The following is a 24747-nucleotide window of genomic DNA, read 5'->3' as shown; positions in this document are numbered from 1 at the left end:
ACAAGTAGGGTAGGGGACTACCAGCTGTTGCGTTTGAGGAGGGGTCCGATGAGCAATGTCGCAGGCGGTCCGCAAGTGAATTCTCCGGGAGCATTAAGCCCGGAATCCCGTGCCGCGTCCATTGAAGTCCTGAAAGCCACTGCCGAAGCCGGCAAACAGCTGGACATCCTGATTGTCGGCGGAGGCGTGGTGGGGGCTGGAGCAGCCCTGGATGCGGTGACGCGCGGCCTTACAGTCGGCATCGTCGAGGCGCGGGATTGGGCCTCAGGGACATCCTCGCGCTCGTCCAAGCTCATCCATGGTGGCCTCCGGTACCTTGAAATGCTTGATTTCGGACTGGTCCAGGAGGCCCTGCAGGAACGCGGGTTGCTGATCCAGCAGATCGCACCCCACCTTGTCCGCCCTGTCCCTTTCCTCTACCCGCTGACCCGGAGGTTCTGGGAACGCCCTTATGTGGGCGCGGGCATCATGCTTTACGACACCCTGGGCCTCACGTCCGGGCACAGCCGCGGGGTGCCGATGCACAAGCATCTCTTCAGGCGCGGCACCCTGAGGGCGGCTCCGAGCTTGAAAGACGATGCTTTCGTTGGTTCCATCCGCTACTACGATGCCCAGGTGGATGACGCCCGTTTGGTGGTCAACGTTGTGCGGACCGCAGCGCATTATGGTGCCCATGCTGTGAACAGGGTGCGTGTGGTGGACTTCCTCCGGGAAGGCGAACGCGTGGTGGGCGCCAAGCTTGAAAACCAGGAAGACGGGAGCGTCTTCGAGGTGCGTGCCAAGCAGGTAGTCAATGCCACGGGAGTCTGGACGGACGAAACCCAGGCCATGGTTACGGACCGCGGACAGCTCAAAGTCAGGGCATCCAAGGGGATCCACCTTGTTGTACCGCGGGACAGGTTCCAGTCCACCGTTGGGCTGATACTTCGCACGGAGAAGTCAGTGCTCTTCGTGATCCCCTGGGGCCGCCACTGGATCATCGGGACTACGGACACGGATTGGAAACTGGACAAGGCGCACCCGGGCCGCGTCCAGCAAGGACATTGACTACGTCCTGGAGCACGTCAACAAGGTCCTGAAGCGGCCCCTCACCCGTGAGGACGTGGAAGGCGTTTACGCCGGACTCCGCCCGCTTCTCGCAGGCGAAAACGACTCCACCGCCAAACTCTCCCGCGAACATGTCGTGGCTCATCCGGTGCCTGGCCTGGTAGTGGTGGCCGGGGGCAAGTTCACCACCTACCGTGTCATGGCCAAAGATGCCGTTGACGAGGCCACGCGGGCCATGGATGAACGCGTTCCCTCCAGCTGCACGGAAACGATCCCGTTGCTCGGTGCCGAGGGGTTCAAAGCCGCTTGGAACCGCCGCGCCCGTTCCGCGGAAGAAGCCGGCGTCCACGTTGCGCGCGTGGAACACCTGCTCAACCGCTATGGGTCCATGGCCTCCGAAGTGCTGGATCTCATCGCCGCGCAACCCGAACTCCGGGAGCCGCTTCCCGGGGCCGACGATTACCTCGCCGCGGAGGTGGTCTACGCCACCACCCATGAGGGTGCCCGTCATGTTCACGACGTTTTGACGCGCCGCACCCGGATCTCGATCGAAGCGTGGGACCGGGGTGTGTCAGCAGTGCCTGTAGTGGCTAAGCTGATGGGAGAAATCCTTGGCTGGAGCGACACACAGCGGGAAAGCGAAATCAAGCACTATCTGGCCCGGGTGGAAGCTGAACGGCTTAGCCAGCAACAACCCGACGACGAATCAGCTGACGCCGCGCGCATGGGAGTCGATGACATCGTTCCCCTTCGCTGAGCAACACAGGACCTGCGGCCGGGAGGCCACACTGGAGGGAACACAACTTGGCTGAACCACTTGACCGGTATGACGCGGAACTGACTACGCCGGACACCGTCATCCTGGAACTTGTTGCCGAGGACAAAATCGACGCAGCGGCTCAACTCGCGGAACGGCTTCACGCGGCTGGCCGGATCTCCAACCTCCAGGCCTTCCTGGAGCAGGTCCATTCCAGGGAACACCAACTGGCTACCGGGCTTCCCGGTGGCATTGGACTGCCACATGCACGGAGTGAATTCGTAGACCGGATCTCCATCGCCGTAGGCGTCACAAAGTTCGGCCATGCCCTGGATTTTGGTGCCGCCGATGGCCCCGCCACGCTGATCCTCCTCATAGCCACGCCGGCCAGTTCCTTCTCGGATCATTTGGAAGTCCTGGCTACTTTGGCGCGTTCGCTCTCCAAAGAGTCATTCCGGGAGTCCCTGCGCCGGGCACACGATACCGAGGTTATTTCCGAACTCATCAACTCCAGCCTGGTGTTCTTCGACCATTGAGAACGGGCGCCCACGGACCAGTTCCAGGGCTAAGGTCCCTACCGTTCGTTTCGTTGTTCTACAGCCGGACGAAGTACGGTTAAGGGGTGTTGAAAACCGCGCTGAAACCCCGCTGGATCGCAGGACTCGTCTTTGCGCTTCTCCTGTCCGCGGTGTTTGTGCTGCTCAGCCAGTGGCAGCTCAGCAGGTCCACCCAACACGAAGCTCCCGTTTCGTCCAGCATTGAAGATGTCAAGCCCTTGGTGGACGTCCTGCAGCCGGGGCAGTTTTTCCCCGGTTCTGCTTCGGACCAGATGGTCAGCGCCACCGGATCTTACGATCCTGCCAAGCAGGTCCTGGTTGAGGGCCGCCTGTACAACGGCCAGAAGGGATTCTGGATTGTCTCGGCTTTCGCGGTGGACAATGCTCCCAAACTGAGCGGTGTGGCAGCCTCGCCCAACACCTGGATTCCAGTAGCCCGGGGTTGGGTGGCCGATGCCGCCCAGGCCGGTCCGCCGCCGTCGGGCACCATCACGCTGACCGGCCGCCTGCTGCCCTCTGAAGCGCCGGTGCCAAACGTCGACGCCGGTCCAGGCCGGGCGTCCGCAGTGGCAGTTGCCGAACTTATCAACATCTGGGACGTCTCCAGCTACCAGGGTTTCATTGCCGCGACATCCGAAGTTTCCGACGGCGTTCCCGTCGCCGCGGACGAAGCGCTGAAGGCACTCAACATCCCAGCACAGCCGCCCGCGCAACAGATCAACTGGCTAAACCTCTTCTATTCCGTTGAGTGGGTGGTCTTCGCAGGATTCGCGCTGTACATCTGGTGGCGCATGGTGGCAGACGACTACCGTCGTGACCTCGAAGACGACGAGTTCGACGCAAACGACGACGGATTCGACGATGACAGAGACCACCCCAATGAACCGACAAGCCCTGAACCCCAGCAACCTGGGCCAGAACAAAAGGTGCAGTAATGATTGAGCCCAAGCCGGCCATCCAGCCCGAGCAGTCCGGACCCAAGCCGAAGAAGCGCAGGTTTGGCGGAACGGAAGCCCAAATCCGTTCGGCACTGAAGTTCTACAAGGTCATGGCCTACCTGACCGGTGCCATGCTGCTGCTGCTCTGCGCTGAGCTGATTGCCCGTTACGGTTTCGGTGTATCGCTCTTTGCCGGTGGCACGGACGCCATCACGGGTAAGCCCTTTGGCTTCGGATTCGCCGAGTCTGAGCCCAAGGGCGTGATCGGTGGCTTCAATATCTCCACCACCGTATTGATCGTTCACGGCTGGATGTACGTGGTCTATCTGGTGTCCAACTTCCGCTTGTGGTCGCTCATGCGGTGGCCGTTCTCCAAGCTGGTCCTGCTGGCGTTGGGTGGTGTCGTACCGCTGATGTCGTTCATCGTGGAGAAGAAGTTCCACGCACAGGTTGAAGTGGAACTGGCAGCCAACCCCCAGGCGTCAAAGCGCTACTAGCCGCGGCAGCGCCAGCCACGGCGGCGTTAGGGTGTGAGATGCCTAACGACGAGCCCGTAATTGACCTCTTCGGGCCGCTGTCAACGTGCACGGGGGCCGCCCGGCAAAGTAGTCTTGGTTGGTGACTACTCCCACCGCACCCCAGACTTCCCAGAAGCCGGTGCTGGTTGTTGACTACGGTGCCCAGTACGCGCAGCTGATTGCACGCCGCGTCCGCGAAGCGAATGTGTATTCGGAAATTGTTCCGCATACCTTCACCACCGAGCAGCTTCTGGCCAAAAACCCGGCAGCCATCATCCTTTCCGGCGGACCTTCCAGCGTCTACGCAGAAGGTGCTCCGCGTGTTGGAGCGGACCTGTTTGAAGCCGGGGTGCCGGTTTTTGGTATCTGCTACGGCTTCCAGGCCATGGCCAACGCACTGGGCGGCAAGGTAGCCCAGACGGGCCTCCGGGAGTACGGCGCCACCGAAGCACTGGTGGTTGGCGATGCCCGCTCGATCCTTGATGGCGTGCCATCTTCACAGAACACCTGGATGAGCCACGGCGACTCCGTCCATGAAGCTCCCGAGGGCTTCGAAGTGCTGGCCACCACGGCTGGCGCGCCGGTAGCCGCCTTCGCCAACGAGGAAAAGCGCCTCTACGGTGTGCAGTGGCACCCGGAGGTCAAGCACTCCGTGCACGGCCAGCACGTCCTGGAGAACTTCCTGTTCAAGGGCGCTGGCCTGAGCCCCAACTGGACCACAGGAAATATCCTCGAAGAGCAGGTGGAACGTATCCGCCAGCAGATCGGCGATTCCAAGGTCATCTGCGGTCTTTCCGGTGGTGTGGATTCTGCTGTAGCCGCAGCCCTGGTCCAGAGGGCCGTTGGAGACCAGCTGACCTGTGTCTTCGTGGATCACGGTCTCCTTCGCGAAGGCGAAGCAGAACAGGTTGAACGCGACTTCGTCGCTGCCACGGGCGTCAATCTGTATGTTGCCAACGAGCAAGAGCGCTTCCAGTCTGCATTGGCCGGAGTCAGCGATCCCGAGACCAAGCGCAAGATCATTGGCCGGGAATTCATCCGTGCCTTCGAAGAAGCGGAGCGGGCCATCATCGCCCAGGCAGCAGCCGAGGGTGAGAAGATCAAGTTCCTGGTCCAGGGCACGCTGTACCCGGACGTCGTCGAGTCCGGCGGCGGCGAGGGCGCTGCGAACATCAAGAGCCACCACAACGTGGGTGGGCTTCCCGAGGACCTGCAGTTCGAACTGGTCGAGCCGCTGCGCGCCCTGTTCAAGGACGAAGTCCGCGCGGTCGGCGCCCAACTTGGCCTGCCTCAGGAAATCGTTGGCCGCCAGCCGTTCCCCGGCCCTGGCCTCGGTATCCGCATCGTCGGTGAAGTAACCAAGGAGCGCCTTGACCTGCTTCGCAAGGCTGACGCGATTGCCCGTGCCGAGCTGACCGCTGCCGGCCTGGACAACGATGTGTGGCAGATGCCGGTGGTTCTGCTGGCTGACGTCCGCAGCGTCGGCGTCCAGGGCGATGGCCGCACCTACGGCCACCCGATCGTTCTCCGTCCGGTATCGTCCGAGGACGCAATGACGGCCGACTGGTCGCGTTTGCCGTACGACCTCCTGGCCCGCATCTCCAACCGCATTACCAACGAAGTGGATGGAGTTAACCGCGTGGTGCTGGACGTCACCAGCAAGCCGCCGGGAACCATCGAGTGGGAATAGCATTTTGAGTGGCCGGCCTCCCTTGGGAGGCCGGCCACTGTTCTTTCAGCTGTGAAATGACGGCCAATTTCGCATTGCCACAGTGTTGCGGAGCGGGCTGAAGGAGTATTCCCGCTACCCTCGAAAGTATGCCGGTATGGTCCAAGGCGTCTAAAGCTAGTACAGAAAAGAAGGCAGCAGTTGTGTCATTAGGTCAAGGCCAGGAAGAGGGCTCCGAAGAGCTCCGGAAATGGCTGTCCGGACTTAAGCCCGTTACAGGGGCGGACACGATGCTGCGTTTCGTGAAGACGCCCGAAGGCGCCATCGATCTCAGCAACGCACATCCCTCGGGCCTCGCACAGCTGCTGGCGGGGCGTAGAACGAGGTTGTCCACGCTTATCCGAGACAGGCAGCAATACCTGGTGGCGGCACGGGCCGCGCGCAACATCCGGTCCAAGATTTTTGAGCTCAGCAATGATCGCGGCATCGAGGCCGGGTACCTCTCGGCGGGCACGGTGGTGTGGACTTCGGCCGTAGGTGGCAAACCCCAGCGGGTTTCGGCCCCTGTCATGCTGACCTCCATTGTCCTGACCGTTCGCCCGGGCGAGGACGATTTCGAGCTGCAGCTCACCGAGCAGGCACGCATGAACCCGGCTTTGGTGCGCCACCTGAAGACCGTCCACGGCATCGTCTTCGACGTCAATGCAGTTGCCCGCATGGCCTACAACACTGCCAGGCTGGACCCCCAGCCGGTCCTGGACCGCCTGGCCACCCTGGTTCAGCCGATTCACGGCGCCGAGGTTGAATTCAACTTGCTCGTGACCACTTTGGCTGATCTTTCGGGAAACCTGGACGATCCGTGGATCAACATGAACAATCCCACCGTGGCGGCCCTGGTAACTGCTGCCAATGGTGGCGACATCGAGCCCGAACCCATTAAAGCGGGGCGGTTCCCAAGCCTTGACGAACGTGATCCGGCGGATGAGCTGCTCCTGCTCGACGCGGACACTGACCAGCAGTACGTGGTGGACGCTGTTCGCGCAGGAGATTCGCTTGTTGTCAGCACCCCTCCAGGGAGCGGCCAGACGCAGACAGCCATCAATGCCATTGGCGCATTGGTCAGCGAAGGCAAATCCGTCCTCGTAGTGGGGGACAGGCAGTCCAGCTTGGCGGGACTTTCAGCGCACCTGGAAGCGCTGGGCCTGGATTCGATGTTGTTCCGTCCGGGCAACGGCACCACACCACAGCAGCTAAAGGGCCAGTTGGTCCGTGCCATCATGCGCAATGAAAAGGCACTGGAACCGCAGCTTGGGAACCTCCACCAGACGCTGGTCGGACACCGGCATGCCCTGATGGACCACGTTGCCTCGCTTCACAACGTCCGCGAACGCTGGGGCTGCTCGCCGTACCAGGCCATGCAATCGTTGGCCGAATTGACGTCCATCCACCCGGCGCCGTCCACCACGGTGCGCCTCAAGCGCAGTGTGCTGGATAACATCAAGGACCGCGAAGAACTGGCTGGCCGCTTGCGTCGCGCTGCCGAGCTGGGCAGCTTTAGCCGGGCTTCCACTTCCAGCCCCTGGTACGGCGCACGCCTCGTAACCCGCAAGGAGACAGAAGAGGCCCAACAGCTTGCCCGCATCGCCGAGGAGAAACTCCCCGTCCTGCGCGATCGTATGAAGCAGCTTTCGGATCACGCCGAGATCCGTTTGGCGGACACCTTCACGGAGTGGGGTGCTCAGCTTGAATTGTTGATTGCGGTGCGCGAAAGCCTGGACAAGTTCACTCCGGATATTTTCGATCGCCCGGTGCACGACCTCATCTCTGCAACTGCAAGCTCTGCGTGGCGACGCGAGCGCAACCTGGAGATGCCTTCCATGCAGCGTTCGAGGCTGCGGCGGGTGGCAAAAGAGTATGTGCGGCCCGGTGTTCACATCGCGGACCTTCACAGCTCCCTGGTCCTCGTCCAGGAGCAGCGTGCCCTGTGGGCAGGGTACGCCACCACCCAACGCCACCCGGCCGTGCCGTCCGGACTCGCGGACCTCGGGTCCTTGTATCGCGAACTGGATGGCGAGCTTCGCCGCCTGGGTGAGGCACTCAAGCACACCTCTGCCGGTGGTTCGCTGCACCAGACACCGTACCTGGAACTGATGGAGCGGCTCGAACGGCTGGTAGCGGATACTGCCACGCTTGAAACACTCCCGGAGCGCACGCTGCTCATTGAGGAGATGCGCGAGCACGGCCTCGGCGAACTGCTCGCTGACCTTGCTGCCCGTGAAGTGCCGGCCGCTTCGGTGGCGGCCGAGCTGGACCTCGCCTGGTGGCAGTCTGCTTTGGAAGCAATGATCAGTGGTGACGACTACCTCGCCATGTCCGACGGCGACTCGCTCCGCCGCCTGGAAGCTGAGTACCGCCTTGCGGACCAAGCCCACATTGCCAGTGGTGCTGCGCGTTTGCGGTGGCAGTTGGCCCGGAAGTGGAGCGAGGGGATAGTTGAGCACCCCCGGCAGGCTGAGTTGCTTCGGGGCCCCTGCTCAAGGATGGTCGGGTTACGCTCCCGGCTCTGAGTGCCCAGGCTCCCGACCTCGTACCAATGCTTGTTCCAGTGTGGTCTGTAAGTCCCTACCTGTTGACGGGGGTTCTTCCCGCGGGGCAGAAGTTTGACGCGGTGATCGTCATCGACGCTGAATCGACCTCCCTCCAGGCCGTCCTTCCGGCGATTGCGCGAGCCCGGCAAGTTATAGCCTTCGGTGATGCGAAGATTGCGAATGCCCGCACCTTCAGCGTGGCCGTGGAACCTCCAGTGGCGGGAGTGGCCAGCCACGAGACCGTGGACAGCGCGTTCAAGGCCCTGGCACGCGTCCTGCCCACCTGGCAGCTGAACTGGGTCTACCGGGCGGTCGATGAGGACCTCATCCTGCAGTTGAGCAAGAACTACTACGACGGCGGCCTCCGGCGTTTGCCCGATGGCAGTTCGGTGACGGGCCTGGATCGTTCGATCCTGGTGGAGTACATCCCCGATGGAACCGGACTCCCGGGCGCCGACCATGAGGGCGTTGAGTCCGTTACGGCGGAGGTCAACCGGGTAGTGGACCTTGTCTTCGAGCACGCCAGGCTTCGGCCACGGACTTCCCTGGCTGTGGTCACGGCCAGCCTGCGCCATGCTGCGCGGATTGGCGAGGCAATCAGGCTTCAATTGCCCAACCACCCCTTGTTGTCCGCCTTCTTCGGTGCTGGCCCCGAGTCCTTCCGCGTGGTTGACCTTGAGCGAGCCCAAGGCCTGGTGCGTGACCATGTCATTTTCTCCCTCGGCTACGGCCGGACACCCCATGGCCGCGCCTTGCACTCGTTCGGACCGCTGTCCACGGAGGGCGGACGAAACCGCTTTGCCTTGGCTATGACCCGCGCCCGCCGTTCCATGCACGTCCTGAGCTGCTTCCGCCCGGAAGATCTGGATCTGGATCGCCTGGCGCACGGGGCTGTGGACTTTTACGAACTGCTGGACCGTGAACTGTCCGGGAACAGCAACCTTGGAACTCCTGCCTCGCGCGCCGTTGCCAGCGAACAGGCTCTGGGGGAGGACCCCCTGGTTGCCGATCTCGGCGAGAGGTTGCGGGCCAGGGGTGCCCGCGTCTGGCACCTCTATGACGGTGTCCTGGACATTGCCGCCGCTGCCGATCCCGTTCACACCATTGGACGGGAGGGCGCAGAGATTCCCACCCCGGTGGCAATCGAGTCCGACGGCACGGAACGTTACCGGCGCATGAGCGTCCGCGAACGCAGCCGTCTGAGGCCCCAGCTGCTGGAACGCATGGGCTGGCGTTACATGTCCCTGTGGACCATCGAAGTGTTCACCGATCCCTCGTCCTGCGCGGATCGAATCGGATCCTATTTGGGTCTTGAGAACCATGTTCCCCAGGCCGTACCCCCAGCGGAGCATGGCTTCCTGGACATGGATGTTGAACAATTGAATCTGGACAATGCGGCTTCCTCGTACGCAAGCTCCTCCTACAGCAGTTCCCCGCACAGCAGTTCCTCCGCAAGCAGTTCCTCCTACAGCCGGGCCTCGCATCGGCAAAGCCCGGGAGGTGCCCAGGCATCGGTGGAATCCCAGCTGCCCGGGCAGGCAGGTGTGGACAATCGCAGGGGGCCAGGTGGCGAACCGGGCAACGCAGAAGCCAGCACTCCAACCCCCAGTGATCCAGAGGATGGGACTGAAGCACCAGTGAAAGAACAGGGAACCGGCAACGAAAGCGGCTCTGACGAACAGACCGCAGCCGTAAGCGCCGAAAACGCTAAAGAGTCCGCGGAGACAAAGACTCCTGCGGCGAAGCAAGCCTCCGGTGGCATCTTGCCCACCAAGGCCGCTGAAGACGACCCCCGCCGTTGGGGCGACGAAGGCAACTATGACCATGAGCAGTGGTTGAAAGAGCAAAAGCCCCCGCATTGGGGCTGATTGCGTCATGGAATCCAAACCCTGCACCATGGATTGACCAAACGCTGGGATTGACCAAACCTAGGGATTGACCAAAACAAAGAAAAGTTTGCCTTTCGTTGATGCGCCGGCAAGCTTTTCTGCTTGTGGAGGATTTGCAGCCACTACCACCAACCCGTCTGTGTCGCTGGTTCCCAGCCATTGGCCGGGTTTACCCCCTTGGGCAGATGTCCATAGGACAGGGACGGAGGCGGCAAGGACTTCAGTTTGCCGGGATTCGTCGTATGACCCGGCGGCGGTAAGTACTACATTGACCAGCTGTCCCGGGGATAGCAGCTGGATGGATGAAGGGTCAGCCATTCGAAGGGGGACCGCAGCTGAGCCCACGGGTGCGCCTGTGAGAAGTCCCGGCCCCAGAAGATTGGATTCAGTGGGAATCTGCCCTTTGGCCAAAGGCGAGGCGAGCTGGCGGCCCACCAGTGAAACGTGATCCTCCAGGGCTCCGGAAATTGCGAGGTCCGGCGGCACACCAACATTGGTGAAGTCTGACTCGGTGAGGTTGGTGCCTGCTGGGAGGTCATGGGCAGCGACGAGAATGCTGACGCGCTGCTCAGAGGCAGGGGTTAGCTGTTGGACAGTAATGCCTGTGGCGAGGCAGAGCAGCAGTGCAACTGTCAGCCGACGGTTCCGGGTGACCCAGAACTTGAGGCTCTGCCTGCGGCCCGGCCTGATCTGGCGATGTGGCCCCTGCTTCCGGAGGAGGAAATGGCCAGCCGTGGTTGTGGGCTTGTTCCGGGGGCCATCACGGCCCCGGACAGGGGGACTGGGGCGTTCGCGGCGGGGGACTGGGGAAGTGGTTGTCTTTAGTGGCATGACGCCACGTTAGCCACCGGGCCCGGCCACCCAACAGCGGCCGGGTGCCCTATGTGGAAAAGTGCCGGCTAACTGGCAGCGGCTGCGGCCGCCGGTGCAGGCGTGGCAGCAGGGGCCGGAGTCGCCGGGGAGGGCGCGGCGGAGACGGTGCTGCCCTTGGCATCGCGCGAATCCGTGCGGTAGAAGCCCGAGCCCTTGAAGACAACGCCGACGCTGTTGAACTTCTTGCGGAGCGCGCCCTGGCATTCAGGGCACTCCGTCAGAGAGCTGTCAGAAAAGGACTGGACGATGTCAAAGGCATGGTCACAGTCTTTGCAGGCGTATGCGTATGTGGGCACTGAGTTCCTCCTTCAGGACAAAGTTCAGGTCCTGTGGAGCCATGGCGGAGAATCTCCGCATTAGCAGTCGCAGGGCCTGAGTGCCAATTCTATCATCCGCATCCGGCTCGTTCGCTATCTCCCAACTGCATATAAATGCGGGACTTCACGTATGGGTCAATCGAGATCACTACCGCGGCCAAGCGTGATGATTCCGGAGGGCGTCAGCACCTCCGGCACCGGCCGGTCAAAAGGCTCTGCGGGGATAGCTCCCGAAGGCAACACATCGTCGTCGTACACCACTGCAATGGTGGGTGGCCGCCCGCCGGAATTGTCCAGGCCTTGGAGGAGCCGGTCGTAGTAGCCGCCACCCTGTCCGATGCGGTTGCCATCCCGGTCGACGGCCGTGGCCGGCATGAAGATGCCCGCAACAGAGCTCACCACAGCACTGTCCAAACGTTCGCCTTCGGGTTCGTCGATGGGTGCGTAGTCGGACCGGACGAAGGCTGTCTCCGGCGTCCAGTACACCCAGCTCAACTGGCGGCCGGCCCTCGCAGACAGGAAGCAGGACCTGGTGGCCGGCGTTGTGGAGCCCTGCGATCAAGGGCATGGTTGGGGGCTCGTGGGAGACGCCCACGTAGATGGCGAAGGTCGTGGGCGATCCGGCCGAAATTTTCCGGGCCCAGGCCAAGCCGTGCCGTGCAATTGATTCGCCGGCCTGGGCTACAAGCTCCTTGGTGAGGCTGCGCCTGTACAGGCGCCGGCTGCTGCGGATGTCTTCCTTGGATGCCATTTTTGTCCGATCATGAGATTCCCGCGGGCCACCGTGGTGTGCCTAAAGCAGCAAATCCGCTCCAGTTCAGGGGCTGTTTCTGCGTCTTGCCACGGCGGGGGTTTACCCGTTGATGTATTCCTTCCGTTACATTAGTCCGGTGACTCTCGATAACAATGCTGTCCGTAAGGCCGTCATCCCCGCAGCGGGTCTTGGTACCAGGTTCCTCCCCGCCACAAAGGCGATGCCGAAGGAAATGCTGCCCGTGGTTGACAAGCCAGCCATCCAGTACGTCGTCGAAGAAGCGGTGAAGGTTGGCCTGCACGACGTCCTGATGATCACCGGGCGCAGCAAGCGCGCCCTGGAAGATCACTTTGACCGTGTGCCGGCGTTGGAAGCAACGCTGGCAGAGAAGGGCGATACTGCCAAGCTTGAAGCCATCCAGTCCGCCACCAACCTGGGTGACATCCACTATGTCCGCCAGGGCGATCCCAACGGCCTCGGCCATGCAGTCCTTCGTGCAAAGCAGCACGTCGGGCACGAGCCTTTCGCGGTCTTGCTGGGCGATGACCTCATCGATCCCCGTGAGGACCTGCTGAGCGAAATGATCGCTGTCCAGCAAAAAACCGGCGGTTCCGTTGTTGCCCTCATTGAAGTTGAGCCTTCCAAGATCAGCGCCTATGGTTGCGCCGACGTCGAGGATAGCGATGAGGACGGCTACGTCCGCATCAAGCAGCTCGTTGAAAAGCCGTCCCCCGAGGAAGCTCCATCCAACCTCGCGGTGATCGGCCGTTACGTTCTCCATCCGGCAGTGTTTGACGTCCTGGAAAACACCGCTCCCGGACGTGGCGGAGAGATCCAGCTGACGGATGCCCTTGAAGTTCTGGCTGCCGGGGAAGGCGAAGGCTACGGCGTTTATGGCGTTGTCTTCCGTGGACGCCGCTATGACACCGGTGACAAGTTGAGCTACTTGAAAGCCTGCATCGAGTTGGCATGCGAACGCGATGACCTGGGCCCCGAGCTCCGCGAGTGGCTGCCCACCTTCACTGCCGGTCTTCCCAAATAACACCGGTGTACGGCTCTGCGATCTGGCCGGTAACGCTGGAAAGCGGAGCCTTGGTGCTCCGGCCAATCCGTTACCGCGACAAGCGGGAGTGGTCTGAAGTCCGTTCGCGGAACAGTGAATGGCTTGCACCTTGGGAGGCGTCCAATCCTGCACCGGGTGGGCGCCTGCCCAGTTACCGTCAAATGGTGGCATCCCTGAATGCGCAAGCCCGGCAGGCTACGGCTTTGCCCTTCCTCATCACGGAGCGCACCGAGGGTTTCCGTGACCCTCAAATTGTGGGGCAGTTGACGGTCTCATCCATCGTGTGGGGTTCGGCGATGATGGCGACCCTTGGCTACTGGGTTGATAAGGAACGCGCCGGGCACGGTATCGCTCCAACTGCAGTTGCGATGGCTACGGACCACTGCTTCCGGACCCTTGGCCTGCACAGGATGGAAATCAATATCCGGCCTGAGAACGCGCCAAGTCTTCGGGTGGTGGAAAAGCTCGGATTCAGGGACGAGGGCTACCGGTTGAGGTACTTGCACATCAATGGCGAGTGGGCAGATCACCGGTCTTTCGCGCTTACGTCGGAGGAAGTTCCGCAGGGACTCCTTGACTGGTGGCTCAGAGGAAGAACGGGCAGGTCATAGGCCCTTTTGAGCCGTATCTCCATTCATTTGCGGACTCGCCGGCGACACACCGACCGCAATGCCGCCGCCCCTGATGATTTGCTTCTACGGTTTTGAATGTGGACTTCCCTCTCAGCAGCTCAGTGATACTCGTGGTCACTGTCGCGCTTTGGATGGTATGGGTCGCTCCTTACGTTCTTCGGAACAGACGGCAGCAGGTCCAGGCGGCCGCTGTTTCAGCAGAGGCATTTGACGACGAACCAGACGAAACGCAGGCAGGGGTGGTACTGACTTTGGCACCCCGGCAGGAGAAACCGATGGAGACCATGCACAGCAAAGCACCGGCGTCGCCGCAGGAATCCCGCGTGGCTGAGTCGTCTGCCAGGAAGCCACCCACAACTCCCTTTACGATCCGTTATGCCCGGCTCACTCTGGCCTTGGCCGGCCTTGCTTTATTGCTGACTGCCATTGTTTCGGGCGTGCTGCGGCTGTTCGGTACGGGTACTGTCTGGCTGCCGTTGGTGTCGTTCGCGGGTTCGGTACTTGCCGTGGTGACTTTGCGGCGGCTCGCCCTCCGGGATCTCCGCGAACGCCGGGCGCGTCGGGCTGCGCCGGTGGTGCCCATCCAGACACCCGCGCGGTACCTGCCTAAGGAACCGCCTGTCGAAGCCAAGGAAACACGGGTTTTCGACGCCGAGGCCGGAAAGTCCGAGGCCGCACGCCTTTCCGCCGTGGAACTACGCCAGGCTGCCTTGGCTGTTGCCTTGGCAGCTGGGGACAAGTCAGCTGGGGACAAGTCCGCCGGCAGCAACTCTGTTGGCGACAAGTCCGCTGGTTCCGAAGATGCCAGCTGGGAACCGGTTGAGGTTCCCAAGCCCACCTACGTTGGTGCCGCCAAGGCGCCGCGCCCCGCTCCGGAGCCCTTGGATCTTCCTGAAGCTCCCAAGCCTGTGGGCAAGCCGGTGCTAAAGCAAAGTGTTGAGCAGGCGGAGGCCGCAGCAGTTGCGCAGGTGCGAACTGCATCGAAGGGACAGAGTGCCCTGAGCAATCTGGACGATGTCCTGCAGCGTCGCCGCGCATAGCCCGGCATGACCGCGCTCTGTGTTGCGGGTGGCACTGGCCAGGTTGGCCGTGAAGTTGTTCGCCAGGCGCTCGACGCCGGGCACACGGTTTCCGCCCTGAGTCGCCACGTGCCGCCGGCCGGTTCGGAGAAGCATCATGACGGCGCGGCCTACTTTGCCGGCGACGTCACCACGGGTGATGGTTTGGCGGCCGCGGTGGCGGGTGCCGACGTCGTTATTGATTGCCTTGAAGGCCGGTTCGGGAAAGCCCAAAAGGAATTCGCCGACGGCGGCGCTCGTCTTCTTGACGCGGCTCACCGGGCAGGAGTGCGTAAGGCTGTGGCCTTGTCGATTATCAACTGTGACCAAAGCACGTATTCCTTCTACGTTTCCAAGGCGGACAAGGAACGGGTCTATGCGAGGGCCAAACTGGAAACGGTGGTTATCAGGGCCACACAATTCCACAGCCTGGTGGAAATGATCTTTGCTGCAGGTGCAAAAGTGCGGTTGATTCCGGCATTCAAGGGAGTCCGCTTCCAAACGATTTCACCCAGGGAAGCCGCCGCTGCATTGCTCGAAGCTGCGCTGGAGGTGCCTTCTCCCGAGCGGCATCGCGTCAGGACCATTGGCGGGCCCGAAGTGCTGGCCATGAAGGACATGGCGGAGTCATGGAAAGCCATTACCGGCGCGCGGGGCAAGGTTCTGGAAGTCCCGCTCCCGGGTGCCATGGGCGCCTACCTGCGTGCGGGACTCAACCTTATGCCCGAGCAAAGGTATGGCACTGAAACGTTCGTGTCGTGGTTGGAAAAGCGCTCGGAAACTTTGTAGCCTAAGGACACTGGCCCGGCCGTAGACGCCGTGCCCAGGGGCTATAGCTCAGTTGGTAGAGCGCTTCGTTCGCATCGAAGAGGTCAGGAGTTCGAATCTCCTTAGCTCCACGGATTCCGGCAACAACAAAACCGGCCAGGCACAACATGCCTGGCCGGTTTTTTTGTGGGAGTTTAGAGGGGCTGGATGTTCTCCGCCTGAGGTCCCTTGGGGCCCTGGGTGATGTCGAACTGGACCTTCTGGTTCTCGTCCAGGGAACGGTATCCGCTGGACGTGATTGCTGAATAGTGGGCGAATACATCCGGTCCACCGTCGTCCGGGGCAATAAATCCGAAGCCCTTTTCAGCGTTGAACCATTTCACTGTGCCTGTAGCCATGCTTGTTTTCCTTCACGGGTAGCTGGTCGGTACCGCTTGTCGGATCACCGTCCCCGCCACTCACATTATTGAGCCTATGTGTCGATCTGACATGGGGCAACAGATTCTGCCGCGCCTTTCATAATGTCCTTGTGCCGGGGTAGGCTTCCGGGCCGTGGTTGGAAGGGCCGGCCAGCGGTGGATGCCCCCTTAGAATTACCCTGTGAACGACTCCCTGCCTCCGTGCCCCGAATGCTCCAGTGAATACAGCTACCAGATGGGCGCGCTGTTGGTTTGCCCTGAATGTGCCCACGAATGGTCACCAATGAGCGGGAGCGACGAGCAGGGGAATGTCATCAAGGACGCGGTGGGCAACATCCTGAGTGACGGCGACACCGTCACGGTGGTCAAGGACCTCAAAGTGAAGGGCAGCGCCACGGCCATCAAGGTCGGCACCAAAGTGCGGAACATCCGGTTGGTCGACGGCGTGGGGGATCACGATATTGATTGCAAGGTGGACGGGTTCGGCCCCATGCAGCTCAAGTCCAGCGTTGTGAAGAAAGTCTGACGGGAGGCGCTTTACGATGACGGGGACCCCAGTACCCAAAGGCCTCATCGGCCCCATCCTGGTAGGCGTCATGCCCGGGCAGCGTCCCGTCGTCGTAGAGCGTGCCGCCGAGGTGGCGCTTAGCGCCGGGCTGCCGCTGGTCTGCGCCTTCGTTGATGTGACCGTTTATCCCGTGGATGGAACCACGGGCGGGCCGTCTGCTCCGATTGATCCCGACGGCGTGGACGATGATGCCGAGAACGTCCCGGAATCCTTGCGGACAGCTATTGCCACCCAGTTGGCCGAAGCTGACTTGAGCTGGTCCATCGTTTCCCTGGCAGGGGTACCGGCACGGGCATTGGCCCGTGAGGCCGAAGATATCGGCGCGTCCATGATTGTGGTGGGCTCCAGGGACCGCAAGCTCGGTTCGGCCATTAAAGAGCTGACGGCGGGCTCCATTGCCCGTCAGCTCTTCCACCGCCAGGATCGCCCTGTGTTGGTTGTACCCGTGGAGCCACGGGTACCGGTGGATGATGACGACTGACGCCAGGCGTCCCGTCCATCTTCACTGGGGGTTCATCGGAATTGTGGCCGCGGGTGGCGTGTTCGGGGCACTCGCCCGCTACGGCCTCGGACTTATGATTCCTGCGCCAGGATCCTGGCCGTTGCCCACCCTTGTGATCAACCTTTCCGGCGCTTTGGCCCTGGGCGCTTTGCTGGAGGGACTTGCCAGGAGGGGGCCCGACGTCGGCCGTCGCCGGGCGTTGCGCCTCGCCTTGGGTACGGGCTTCCTGGGTGCCTACACCACGTACAGCACGCTCGCCTTGGATGCGGTGCACCTCTTCACTTCAGGTGACACGACTGCTGCCCTGGGTTATCTGGGCCTGAGCCTGCTGGGTGGGGCGCTCGCAACCATGGCGGGAATCTGGTTCGCCGCATGGCATCACAGGCGTGCGAAATGACAGTCATCCTGTTGGCCCTCGCGGGAGGACTGGGCGCGGCTGTTAGGTTCATGCTGGACGGGCTCATCCGGGCACGCGTACGTACTGCCCTGCCATGGGCCACCATTTTCATCAATGTTTCAGGTTCCGTGCTCCTGGGGTTCCTGGCAGGCCTGGTGATGGAAGGGCAGGCGCCTGAATCCCTTCAACTCATCCTCGGCACGGGTTTCCTGGGCGGCTACACCACCTTCAGCACGGCAAGTCTGGAGACCATCAGGCTGGTGCAGAGCGGGCGGATGGGGCTGGCGCTCGTCAACGGGTTGGGGTCCATGGCCATCAGCGTCGGGGCGGCCCGCCGCTGGTGTTTGGTTCGCTCTGCTGCTGGCTTAAAAGAAGACTGTCTGGCTGTCTTGGCCCGGCTGTAGGATCGGTGCCATGGCTAACAAGACATTCAATGAGCTGTTGTCCGTTCAGGTCGCCAATGAATTTGCGGCCTCCCAGCAATACATTGCAGTAGCCGTGTATTTTGACGGTCAGGACTTGCCGCAGCTTGCCCGGCATTTTTACCGCCAGTCCCTCGAGGAGCGCAATCACGCCATGATGATGGTCCAGTACATGCTGGACCGCAACGTGCCCGTCGAGATCCCGGGCATCGCCCCGGTCCGCAACAACTTCACCAACGCCAAGGAACCCATCGCTTTGGCCCTTGAGCAGGAAAGGGAAGTTACGCGCAACATCGAGGAGATGTTCCGCGCCGCCCGTGCTGAGGGCGACGCCTTGGGCGAGCAGTTCATGCTGTGGTTCCTGAAGGAACAGGTTGAGGAAGTTGCCTCCATGACCACGCTTCTCAACATCACGGAGCGGGCGGAGAACCTCTTCGATATCGAGAATTACGTTGCGCGTGAGAGCGTTGGCGATGGCGGGCATGATTCCAGTGCACCGTCTGCTGCCGGCGGCGCGATCTAGCTGCAAAAAACCAAGGGGCCGCCCGAAGCTCAGCTTCCGGCGGCCTCTTCGATTGCCAGGGCATCGTCAGGGTCGGACCTGCCTAGCAGGGACAGGCGGCTGGCAATGCGGGCCAGGTCCACGGGAAGGACGCTGCCGGAGGGCTCCGCGTCCCAGTCCAGGGGTCCGGCGCCGATCAGGAACAGAGTGATGTCTTGATCGTGAAGCACATCCACGGCATTGCTGAATCGCTGCCATGCGGGCGCGGAAGCAGGGTCGCTCCCGGCAGGGGAGGGAACGTCGTCGATCACCCAGGTCTTAAAACTGTGCGCCAAGGCCAGGAAGTCCGCAGTGGAGGTCAGCCCTGCGCACAATTCCGGAAACCCCACCCAGAGCAGGTCCCGGTCTGCGTTCTTGACCACGATCGGCTGCGTCGTTGGGGTCAGGACGCGGCTTTGGGATACCGATGGCCGGAAGAGCCCCAACCGTCCCAGTTGTTTGGGCGTCCCCGGTGTGATGATCCGGCCAGAGCTAAAGGCTTTGGGCGCGGCGCTGGGCTGGGAACCTGCTGCAGGAAACCGCCGGAAATCGGCGGGGCCATTGACCTCCACAATATCCATCATCTCTTTGATGGCTTCGATGGTGGGCACAAAATGGTCGTGCCACAGCGGATTGGGCAGTAAATCGTCCGGGGCGTAGTTGGACGTCACCACCAAGGGAATCCGGCGCTGCGCCGCGGTTCGCAGTAATCGCGCGATAAACATCCCATCCCCAACGTCATGGACGTGGAACTCATCGAAGAACAGGACGTCGATGTCCGCCAGGAGCACATCCACCGAGTGCTGGATGGCTGTTCCATCCGCGGAACCGGAACGGCGGGTCCCGGCGTGGAGCCCTCGGAAGAAATCATGAAAGTGGACGCGACGTTTCCGGGCGCGGAGCCTGTCGTGGAAACTGTCCATGAGCCACGTTTTGCCGCGACCCACAGGTCCGTGAAGATAGATACTTCGCGGCGTCCTTCGCTGACGCGCTCGACGGCGGGCCGTTACCTCTGCACCAAAGGCCGCCAACCGCTGCGCTGCTTCATGCTGGCTGGGCTCAAGCTGGAAACCCAGCAGTCCGGCGTCGTGCGTGATGCCCTCCACGAGCGCCAGGACAGTTTCCCGGTTGCCCTGTCTTCCCCGTTGCGGGAGTCTTCCACGTTGCGGGAGGCTCCCCGGTTGCGGGAGGAATGGGGGCGTCACAGCCAGCCTTTCCGCTTGAAGATGAGATACATGAGCAGTGCTGCTCCGAACATGAGGCCGATGGCCATGGGATAGCCGAAGTCCCAGTGCAGCTCCGGCATGTGGTCGAAGTTCATGCCGTAAACGCCTGCCACAAAGGAGGGCGCGAACAGAATGGCGGCCCACGAGGAAATCTTCTTGACCTGTTCGTTCTGGGCAGCGCTCGCCTCGTTCTGGCGGTTTGCTGTCAGGGTGCCGTCGAGGGTCAGGGCGTTCTGCAGGAGATCCCTGAAGGAGTTCACCCTGGAGATGACGCGCTGGACGTGGTCCTCTACGTCACGGAGGGAGCGCTGGAGCTCGATGTCCACGCCGTATTTCTCGAAGCCCTTCTCAAGCAGCACCATGATGTCCGGAAGAGGCTGGATGGCCCTTTGGAATTGAATGACTTCACGGGCAAGTTCATAGATCCGCCTGGACACTGCTGTATCGCCGCTGAAGAGCTGGTCCTCAATTTCGTCGATGTCGTTCTCGAGCCCGGCAACGACAGGTGCATAATCGTCCACCACCTGGTCCAGGAGGGCGTAGAGTACCGCTTCCGGTCCATGCCGCAGGAGGTCCGGGCCGCTGCTCCAAACGGTGGCGGACACGCGCAACTCCGCCGGTCTCGGCATGGCGGATGGTCACTACGAAATTGGGACCTGTAAAGATGTGCAGCTCGCCGAACTCCACCGTCTCGGAAGCATCCAGATAGCGGGCGGGTCGCAGGACTGTGAAGAGGTTGTTGTCGTAGCGCTCCAGTTTGGGCCGCTGGTGCGCTGAAACGGCGTCTTCCACGGCGAGTTCGTGGAGGCCGAACTCGTGGGCGACAGCGGTCATTTCGTCCCGGGTGGGCCGGTAGAGACCGATCCACGCCATGCCACCTTGCTCCGAGAGTGTCTCGAAAGTCTGCTCAAGGTTACGTGGGGTGGCTGTGCGTACGCCTTCTACATAGACGGCGTTATCAATGATGGTCACGAGTGAACGCTACTGCATGGCACCGATGATGGCGCCGGCAACGGTCATGGCGAGGATGTCGTGCCCCGCATCAATAACGGTCACCTCCGAGGGACGCCCCGCGAAACCATTGTGGATGACGTGTCCTCCGGCACGGAAGACCAAAGCCAGGATGAGGGCGAAGAAGCCACCTGCCAGGAACGTGTTGAGCTCCAGGGCACTGATCAGGATGGCCAGCAGAATGCTGGTGAGCGCGGCGGCAAGCATCATGGGAATCCAGATGCCGGCTCCGCCGTCGATGTTCTTAAGGTCCTCTTCGGTTTTGCCGATCGCTTGCATCCACCTGCGCCCAAGGACGGCCGGCATGTACCAAATGAAGCCGATCACCATGCTTGAAATGAAGGCCAGGAGAACAGCGAGCCAGTTGATCTGCAATATGTGTGAGAGCCAATCCATGGTCAAAAGCCTAATCGGGTACGAACGTGGAACCGCGTTCAAGCGCTCATGCTGACTGCGTGTTGGTGGAACCGGCCAGCCTTTCCATCAAAGGCTCCGTGCGGTAGGGGATATGTGTGTGGAGCGCCAGGACAGTTTCTGTTCGGATGACGCCCTTGGTACGCAGGACGGACCTCAACGCGGATTGCAGGTTATGCGTATCGGTTGCCACCACGCGGCACCAGAGATCTCCACGTCCGGAGATTTCGTGGACCTCCAGCACTTGTGGAATCAGCCGCAGGGCACCGATGACGCCATCGAGTTCGCGGTGCGTCACTTCGATGGTGATGAAAGCTACGACGTCGTACCCCACCTTTTCCAGGTCCACTTCACGGCCTGCTGCCTGAAGGACCCCGGACCGAAGCAGCCGCTTAAGGCGGCTCTGCGCAGTATTGCGGGCGATGCCGAGTGAGTCGCTGAGCTCGGCGATTTGGATGCGGGGATCCTTGATGAGTTCCAGAAGGATCTTCAAGTCCATGGGGTCCAAGGTATTCAAATGGTCACTCCGGCTCACTGAGACAACAATAGTTTGACTATTTTGCTCAATTTTCCCACGTTTCTGCTTCGTCGAGCGCAGGTCTACGGCAATCTGTTGCTACCGAAACCTGGCTGCGTCTTCCATCCCACAAGGACCCCGCGCGCGGCCCCGAATCAAGGGCACGGAAATGACTGTCTTGAGCGAACTCCGCATGCGTCCGGCCAAAGCCGGAGCCTGGAGTTGGGATGCCACCACCACTGCAAGGTTGGTCCTGGCCGGCATCGTGATCTTCACCCTGCTGGTGGGCGCAAACCTGGCCACACCTCTGTATCCTTTGCTGCAGGCCAGGCTGGGGATGTCCCCCTTGGACGTCACGGTTGCCTTTGCCAGCTACGTTGTGGCGCTGGTTGTGGTTCTCATGGTGGCGGGGCACTGGTCCGATCACATTGGAAGGCGGGCGGCACTGGTGCTTGCCGTCGTCATGGGATTGCTGGGTGGCATCATCTTCGCGAATGCGGACAGCCTTGGCATGCTGTCCCTCGGCAGGGCCTTCCAAGGTGTGGCAGTAGGGCTGGCCACCGGGGCCAGCTCCGCAGCCCTGCGTGAACTGTTGCCCCAGAGGCCTGACTGGGCTTCGCGCTTCACGTTGCTCTCCTCGGCTGGTGGCGTGGCTGCCGGACCCGCAATCGGTGGTCTCCTGTCGCTGCTTCCGGACCCTACTCGAACGCCCTACTTCATCCACTCCGGGGTGCTTCTCGCCGCGCTCATTCCACTGTGGCTACTCAAGGCAAGGCCCGCGATTGCCCCCGCTGCGGGAAAGCCGGCGCTGAAGGTTCTCGCTCCACGAAAGCCCGCTATTTCCAGTCATGCACGCGGTGCCTTTTGGATGGCATCCGCGGTGGGCTTCCTAAGCTTCGCAGTCTTTGGCTTCTGTTTGTCGCTGGCTCCGGGATATTTCGCAACGGTGGTGCATGCCGATTCCAGGCCCCTTGTCGGGCTGATGGCGGGGGTGACCTTGGGCGCATCGGCGCTCAGCCAGTTGGTGGGAGTACGCGGACGCTACCTGGTCCCCGTTGCCCTGGCGGTGTTGGGCGTCTCCATAGTCCTGGTGGGAGCTGCCGCCGCTTGGTCGAGCCCGTTGGTGCTGGTGGCCGCCAGCGTGACCGCCGGTGCAGGGCAGGGCATCGCGTTCCGTCAGGTGTTCAACGACGTCGCCGGGAAGGTAGAGGCGGCCCGGCATGCGCAGGTCATCAGTACGGTGTACGTCATCACCTATCTGGGAAGCGCGGTTCCGGTGATTGGCTTGGGACTGGCGGTGTCGGCGTTGGGCTTGCAGACCGCCGTCGTTGGTTTTACGGTGCTATGCGGGGTTGCGGCGCTGGCGCTCGCTGCGGCATCAGTCCGGGGCGCCCTGCGCGCCTGAGCCGGGCTACTCGGGAAGCGGGCCGCGGTTGCCGGGGATGTGCTGGAAGACCATGGTGGTTTCCGTGTGTCCGACCACTGGATCAGTAGCGAGGTTATCGAGCAGCCAGTTGCGGAGGTCGTCGGTGTTGGCGACGGCAATGTGCAGAAGATAATCCACGGAGCCTGTGGTGTGGAAGGTGGAGATCACTGCCGGCAGCTTAGGGACGCGTGCGGTGAAGCGGTCGATCTGATCCCTATCATGGGCGCGGAGACGGACAGCAATGAGCGCCTGCACCGAGCGGCCGATCGCCGGCAGGCTGAGGATCGCCTCAAAGCCTTCGATGATCCCGCGTTCGGACAGGGCCCTGGTCCGCATCAGAGCAGTGGAGGGAGCGATTCCCACGAGTTCCGCCAATTGTTTGTTGGAGATGCGGGCGTCCTCTACCAGGGCGGCGAGGATTCGTTCATCAATAGCGTCCAGCGGCTCGGCGCTGCCTGAATGTGGCCGAACATTCTTCGCGGGGTTGCTCACGGATCCTCCTGAAATTGCCTTTCATTCATCATAATCATTGAAATCCTGGCCATCCATTCGTTCCCGCCCGTTGTTCCCGAATATTTGCCTAGGGTCGCCCCGGTACAGCGTGGATTATTCTTACGGGGTCGGTGAGCGATGCACGACGGCGGTGATTACCGCCGTCGTGAAGGCAAGCGCCATGACGCTCCAGGCCAAAGACGGCCACCCGGACGCCTGGAAAGCAAGGCCTCCCGCCCAGCCGATGACACTGGACCCCAAGTAGTAGGAGAGGTTATAGAGTGATGCCGCTTGGGCGCGTCCTGTTGTGGCGATGGCACCGGTCCAGCCGGAGCCTACGCTGTGGGCTGCGAAAAAGCCTCCAGTAAACACCACGAGGCCGATCAACGTTGCCACGAGGTTCTCTGCCAACGTCAGGGCGAGGCCCGTGATCATCATGACTATCCCAAAGAGCAGGACGTTGCGCCGCCCGAAGCGAGTGGTGAGTCCGGCCGCCCACCGGGAGCTTACGGTTCCGGACAGGTAGGCCAGGAAAATGAGGCTCACCACCGTGGTGGGAAGCCCGAATGGTTCCGCATGGAGCCGGAACCCGAGGTAGTTGTAGACCGCGACAAATCCGCCCATGAGCAGGAATGCCTGAAGGTAAAGGGAAAACAGTTTGGGGTTTCTGGAATGGGTCCCCAGCGTGCGCAAGGCTCCTCGGAATCCACTGGCCGGCGCGGGCATGAAGCGACGCTGGTTGGGAACCAGCACCACGAACAGTACCGCCGAGACGGTGGCCAGCAGGGACACTGCCAGCGCGGCTGCCCGCCACCCCCAGAGTTCTCCCACCGGACCCGCGACCAAGCGCCCGGCCAGTCCGCCGAGCGTGGTTCCGGCAACGTAGCTTCCGGCCGCCAATGCCGTGTGGATTTTTGTGACTTCTTCGTTCAGATACGCGATGGCTATGGCTGGGATTCCGCCCAGGGCCATGCCTTCAAGAGTCCGTAGTCCCAGGACCAGTGGAACAGTCGGTGCCAGTGGAACAACCAGCCCCAGCACCGTCGCAGCTCCAATGCCGATGGCCATTGCGCGAACCCGGGCCCGATCCTGTCTGCGACGAAGGACCACGGCAGGACGCTCACGGCAAGTCCCACGGTGGCCAGCGAGATACTCAGGGCGGCTTCAGCTGCGGAGATTCGGAGGTCGGCGGCCATCAGTGGCAGGACTGCCTGGGTTGAGTACAGCTGGGCGAACGTCGCAACCCCGGCCAAAGCCAACGCGGCAAGCACGCGTCGATAGCCACGGGAACCCTTGGCGTGTCCTTCCCATGGTGTAACGCTCACGGCTGTTTTAGTCACTGGCCCAGATTAGGCTTCCCGGATTGGGTGATCCAATGCATCAT

Annotated in this window: 21 protein-coding genes, 1 tRNA gene and 5 pseudogenes; 17 read left to right on the top strand and 10 right to left on the bottom strand. The window is 61.9% G+C overall.

Annotated elements, in window-relative coordinates; translation table 11 throughout:
• Window positions 1-48 precede the first annotated feature (48 nt).
• From LDP01_RS07485 to LDP01_RS07460, 6 genes and pseudogenes are all read left to right on the top strand, one after another.
• Window positions 49-1804: pseudogene (locus tag LDP01_RS07485) on the top strand (glycerol-3-phosphate dehydrogenase/oxidase).
• Window positions 1805-1851: 47 nt separating this feature from the next.
• Window positions 1852-2340: a PTS sugar transporter subunit IIA gene (locus tag LDP01_RS07480; RefSeq protein ID WP_224088260.1), complete on the top strand. Its 489-nt coding sequence runs from the start codon at window positions 1852-1854 to the stop codon at window positions 2338-2340.
• Window positions 2341-2426: 86 nt separating this feature from the next.
• Entirely contained in the window at window positions 2427-3296 is an 870-nt protein-coding gene (locus LDP01_RS07475) for an SURF1 family protein (RefSeq protein WP_224088259.1), read from the top strand.
• On the top strand, window positions 3296-3796 hold the full coding sequence (locus LDP01_RS07470; RefSeq protein WP_224088258.1) for a DUF3817 domain-containing protein: 501 nt from the start codon (window positions 3296-3298) through the stop codon (window positions 3794-3796). Before LDP01_RS07475 ends, LDP01_RS07470 begins: the two co-directional genes overlap by 1 nt.
• Window positions 3797-3917: 121 nt before the next feature.
• On the top strand, window positions 3918-5507 hold the full coding sequence (gene guaA / locus LDP01_RS07465; protein ID WP_224088257.1) for a glutamine-hydrolyzing GMP synthase: 1590 nt from the start codon (window positions 3918-3920) through the stop codon (window positions 5505-5507).
• Between the two features lie 128 nt (window positions 5508-5635).
• Window positions 5636-9942: pseudogene (locus tag LDP01_RS07460) on the top strand (DEAD/DEAH box helicase).
• Between the two features lie 60 nt (window positions 9943-10002).
• Here the strand turns inward: LDP01_RS07460 and LDP01_RS07455 are convergent.
• From LDP01_RS07455 to LDP01_RS07445, 3 genes and pseudogenes are all read right to left on the bottom strand, one after another.
• The gene (locus LDP01_RS07455) at window positions 10003-10794 is read right to left on the bottom strand and encodes a Flp pilus assembly protein CpaB (RefSeq protein ID WP_224088256.1); all 792 of its coding nucleotides are present in this window, start codon (window positions 10792-10794) and stop codon (window positions 10003-10005) included.
• Between the two features lie 68 nt (window positions 10795-10862).
• On the bottom strand, window positions 10863-11132 hold the full coding sequence (locus LDP01_RS07450; protein WP_224088255.1) for an FmdB family zinc ribbon protein: 270 nt from the start codon (window positions 11130-11132) through the stop codon (window positions 10863-10865).
• Window positions 11133-11288: 156 nt separating this feature from the next.
• Window positions 11289-11904: pseudogene (locus tag LDP01_RS07445) on the bottom strand (5-formyltetrahydrofolate cyclo-ligase).
• A 112-nt stretch (window positions 11905-12016) separates the two neighbouring features.
• On the opposite strand from LDP01_RS07445, the gene galU reads away from it, so the two are divergent.
• The 5 genes from galU (at window position 12017) to LDP01_RS07420 (ending at window position 15559) form a co-directional block, all read left to right on the top strand.
• Window positions 12017-12949, top strand: a complete 933-nt coding sequence (gene galU / locus LDP01_RS07440; protein ID WP_396133430.1) for a UTP--glucose-1-phosphate uridylyltransferase GalU — start codon at window positions 12017-12019, stop codon at window positions 12947-12949.
• A gap of 5 nt (window positions 12950-12954) precedes the next feature.
• On the top strand, window positions 12955-13581 hold the full coding sequence (locus tag LDP01_RS07435; protein WP_224088250.1) for a GNAT family N-acetyltransferase: 627 nt from the start codon (window positions 12955-12957) through the stop codon (window positions 13579-13581).
• A gap of 131 nt (window positions 13582-13712) precedes the next feature.
• A complete protein-coding gene (locus LDP01_RS07430) occupies window positions 13713-14642 on the top strand; it encodes a hypothetical protein (RefSeq protein WP_224091110.1) in 930 nt (309 codons plus the stop codon).
• Between the two features lie 6 nt (window positions 14643-14648).
• The gene (locus tag LDP01_RS07425) at window positions 14649-15449 is read left to right on the top strand and encodes an SDR family oxidoreductase (protein ID WP_224088248.1); all 801 of its coding nucleotides are present in this window, start codon (window positions 14649-14651) and stop codon (window positions 15447-15449) included.
• Window positions 15450-15486: 37 nt separating this feature from the next.
• Window positions 15487-15559 (top strand) — tRNA-Ala (locus LDP01_RS07420).
• 63 nt (window positions 15560-15622) lie between these two features.
• Here the strand turns inward: LDP01_RS07420 and LDP01_RS07415 are convergent.
• The gene (locus LDP01_RS07415; protein WP_144648155.1) at window positions 15623-15826 is read right to left on the bottom strand and encodes a cold-shock protein; all 204 of its coding nucleotides are present in this window, start codon (window positions 15824-15826) and stop codon (window positions 15623-15625) included.
• A gap of 202 nt (window positions 15827-16028) precedes the next feature.
• Between LDP01_RS07415 and LDP01_RS07410 the strand changes: the two genes are divergently transcribed.
• The 5 genes from LDP01_RS07410 to LDP01_RS07390 are packed head-to-tail and all read left to right on the top strand — an operon-like array spanning window position 16029 to window position 18259.
• On the top strand, window positions 16029-16373 hold the full coding sequence (locus tag LDP01_RS07410; protein ID WP_224088246.1) for a zinc ribbon domain-containing protein YjdM: 345 nt from the start codon (window positions 16029-16031) through the stop codon (window positions 16371-16373).
• Window positions 16374-16389: 16 nt separating this feature from the next.
• Window positions 16390-16896: a universal stress protein gene (locus LDP01_RS07405; RefSeq protein WP_224088245.1), complete on the top strand. Its 507-nt coding sequence runs from the start codon at window positions 16390-16392 to the stop codon at window positions 16894-16896.
• A complete protein-coding gene (locus LDP01_RS07400) occupies window positions 16883-17314 on the top strand; it encodes a fluoride efflux transporter FluC (RefSeq protein WP_224088242.1) in 432 nt (143 codons plus the stop codon). The genes LDP01_RS07405 and LDP01_RS07400 overlap by 14 nt, the downstream gene beginning before the upstream one ends.
• Window positions 17311-17718 (top strand): fluoride efflux transporter CrcB, encoded by a 408-nt coding sequence (gene crcB, locus LDP01_RS07395; RefSeq protein ID WP_224088240.1) that lies wholly within the window; start codon window positions 17311-17313, stop codon window positions 17716-17718. The genes LDP01_RS07400 and crcB overlap by 4 nt, the downstream gene beginning before the upstream one ends.
• A 10-nt stretch (window positions 17719-17728) precedes the next feature.
• Entirely contained in the window at window positions 17729-18259 is a 531-nt protein-coding gene (locus LDP01_RS07390; RefSeq protein ID WP_224088238.1) for a ferritin, read from the top strand.
• Window positions 18260-18288: 29 nt separating this feature from the next.
• Here the strand turns inward: LDP01_RS07390 and zapE are convergent, their stop codons facing one another.
• The 4 genes and pseudogenes from zapE to LDP01_RS07370 all read right to left on the bottom strand — a co-directional run bounded on the left by zapE (window position 18289) and on the right by LDP01_RS07370 (window position 21427).
• Entirely contained in the window at window positions 18289-19482 is a 1194-nt protein-coding gene (gene zapE, locus LDP01_RS07385) for a cell division protein ZapE (protein ID WP_224088236.1), read from the bottom strand.
• Window positions 19479-20475: pseudogene (corA, locus tag LDP01_RS07380) on the bottom strand (magnesium/cobalt transporter CorA). Before corA ends, zapE begins: the two are co-directional and overlap by 4 nt.
• Before the next feature lie 9 nt (window positions 20476-20484).
• Window positions 20485-20910 (bottom strand): DUF1761 domain-containing protein, encoded by a 426-nt coding sequence (locus LDP01_RS07375; RefSeq protein ID WP_224088235.1) that lies wholly within the window; start codon window positions 20908-20910, stop codon window positions 20485-20487.
• A gap of 46 nt (window positions 20911-20956) precedes the next feature.
• Window positions 20957-21427 (bottom strand): Lrp/AsnC family transcriptional regulator, encoded by a 471-nt coding sequence (locus LDP01_RS07370; protein ID WP_263433671.1) that lies wholly within the window; start codon window positions 21425-21427, stop codon window positions 20957-20959.
• A 187-nt stretch (window positions 21428-21614) separates the two neighbouring features.
• Here LDP01_RS07370 and LDP01_RS07365 point away from each other — a divergent pair, with 187 nt between their 5' ends.
• A complete protein-coding gene (locus tag LDP01_RS07365; RefSeq protein WP_224088234.1) occupies window positions 21615-22850 on the top strand; it encodes an MFS transporter in 1236 nt (411 codons plus the stop codon).
• A gap of 6 nt (window positions 22851-22856) precedes the next feature.
• On the opposite strand, the gene LDP01_RS07360 is transcribed toward LDP01_RS07365, so the two are convergent.
• Together LDP01_RS07360 and LDP01_RS07355 are read right to left on the bottom strand one after the other, a co-directional pair.
• A complete protein-coding gene (locus tag LDP01_RS07360) occupies window positions 22857-23363 on the bottom strand; it encodes an Lrp/AsnC family transcriptional regulator (protein ID WP_224088233.1) in 507 nt (168 codons plus the stop codon).
• 120 nt (window positions 23364-23483) lie between these two features.
• Window positions 23484-24703, bottom strand: a pseudogene (locus LDP01_RS07355) (MFS transporter).
• Window positions 24704-24747 lie beyond the last annotated feature (44 nt).

The sequence above is a fragment of the Arthrobacter sp. StoSoilB13 genome (assembly GCF_019977255.1).
GTDB lineage: Bacteria > Actinomycetota > Actinomycetes > Actinomycetales > Micrococcaceae > Arthrobacter.
Note: the sequence above shows the minus strand (reverse complement) of the source record. Positions and strands in the feature narration are given on the sequence as shown.

Excerpts from the sequence above, each read along its gene's own strand:
- LDP01_RS07365 (WP_224088234.1), top strand. The coding sequence starts at position 21,615 with ATGACTGTCTTGAGCGAACTCCGCATGCGTCCGGCCAAAGCCGGAGCC.
- LDP01_RS07400 (WP_224088242.1), top strand. The coding sequence starts at position 16,883 with ATGATGACGACTGACGCCAGGCGTCCCGTCCATCTTCACTGGGGGTTC.
- LDP01_RS07415 (WP_144648155.1), bottom strand. The coding sequence starts at position 15,826 with ATGGCTACAGGCACAGTGAAATGGTTCAACGCTGAAAAGGGCTTCGGA.
- LDP01_RS07405 (WP_224088245.1), top strand. The coding sequence starts at position 16,390 with ATGACGGGGACCCCAGTACCCAAAGGCCTCATCGGCCCCATCCTGGTA.
- galU (WP_396133430.1), top strand. The coding sequence starts at position 12,017 with ATGTATTCCTTCCGTTACATTAGTCCGGTGACTCTCGATAACAATGCT.
- LDP01_RS07370 (WP_263433671.1), bottom strand. The coding sequence starts at position 21,427 with ATGGACTTGAAGATCCTTCTGGAACTCATCAAGGATCCCCGCATCCAA.
- LDP01_RS07390 (WP_224088238.1), top strand. The coding sequence starts at position 17,729 with ATGGCTAACAAGACATTCAATGAGCTGTTGTCCGTTCAGGTCGCCAAT.
- LDP01_RS07470 (WP_224088258.1), top strand. The coding sequence starts at position 3,296 with ATGATTGAGCCCAAGCCGGCCATCCAGCCCGAGCAGTCCGGACCCAAG.
- LDP01_RS07455 (WP_224088256.1), bottom strand. The coding sequence starts at position 10,794 with ATGCCACTAAAGACAACCACTTCCCCAGTCCCCCGCCGCGAACGCCCC.
- crcB (WP_224088240.1), top strand. The coding sequence starts at position 17,311 with ATGACAGTCATCCTGTTGGCCCTCGCGGGAGGACTGGGCGCGGCTGTT.
- LDP01_RS07425 (WP_224088248.1), top strand. The coding sequence starts at position 14,649 with ATGACCGCGCTCTGTGTTGCGGGTGGCACTGGCCAGGTTGGCCGTGAA.
- LDP01_RS07375 (WP_224088235.1), bottom strand. The coding sequence starts at position 20,910 with ATGGATTGGCTCTCACACATATTGCAGATCAACTGGCTCGCTGTTCTC.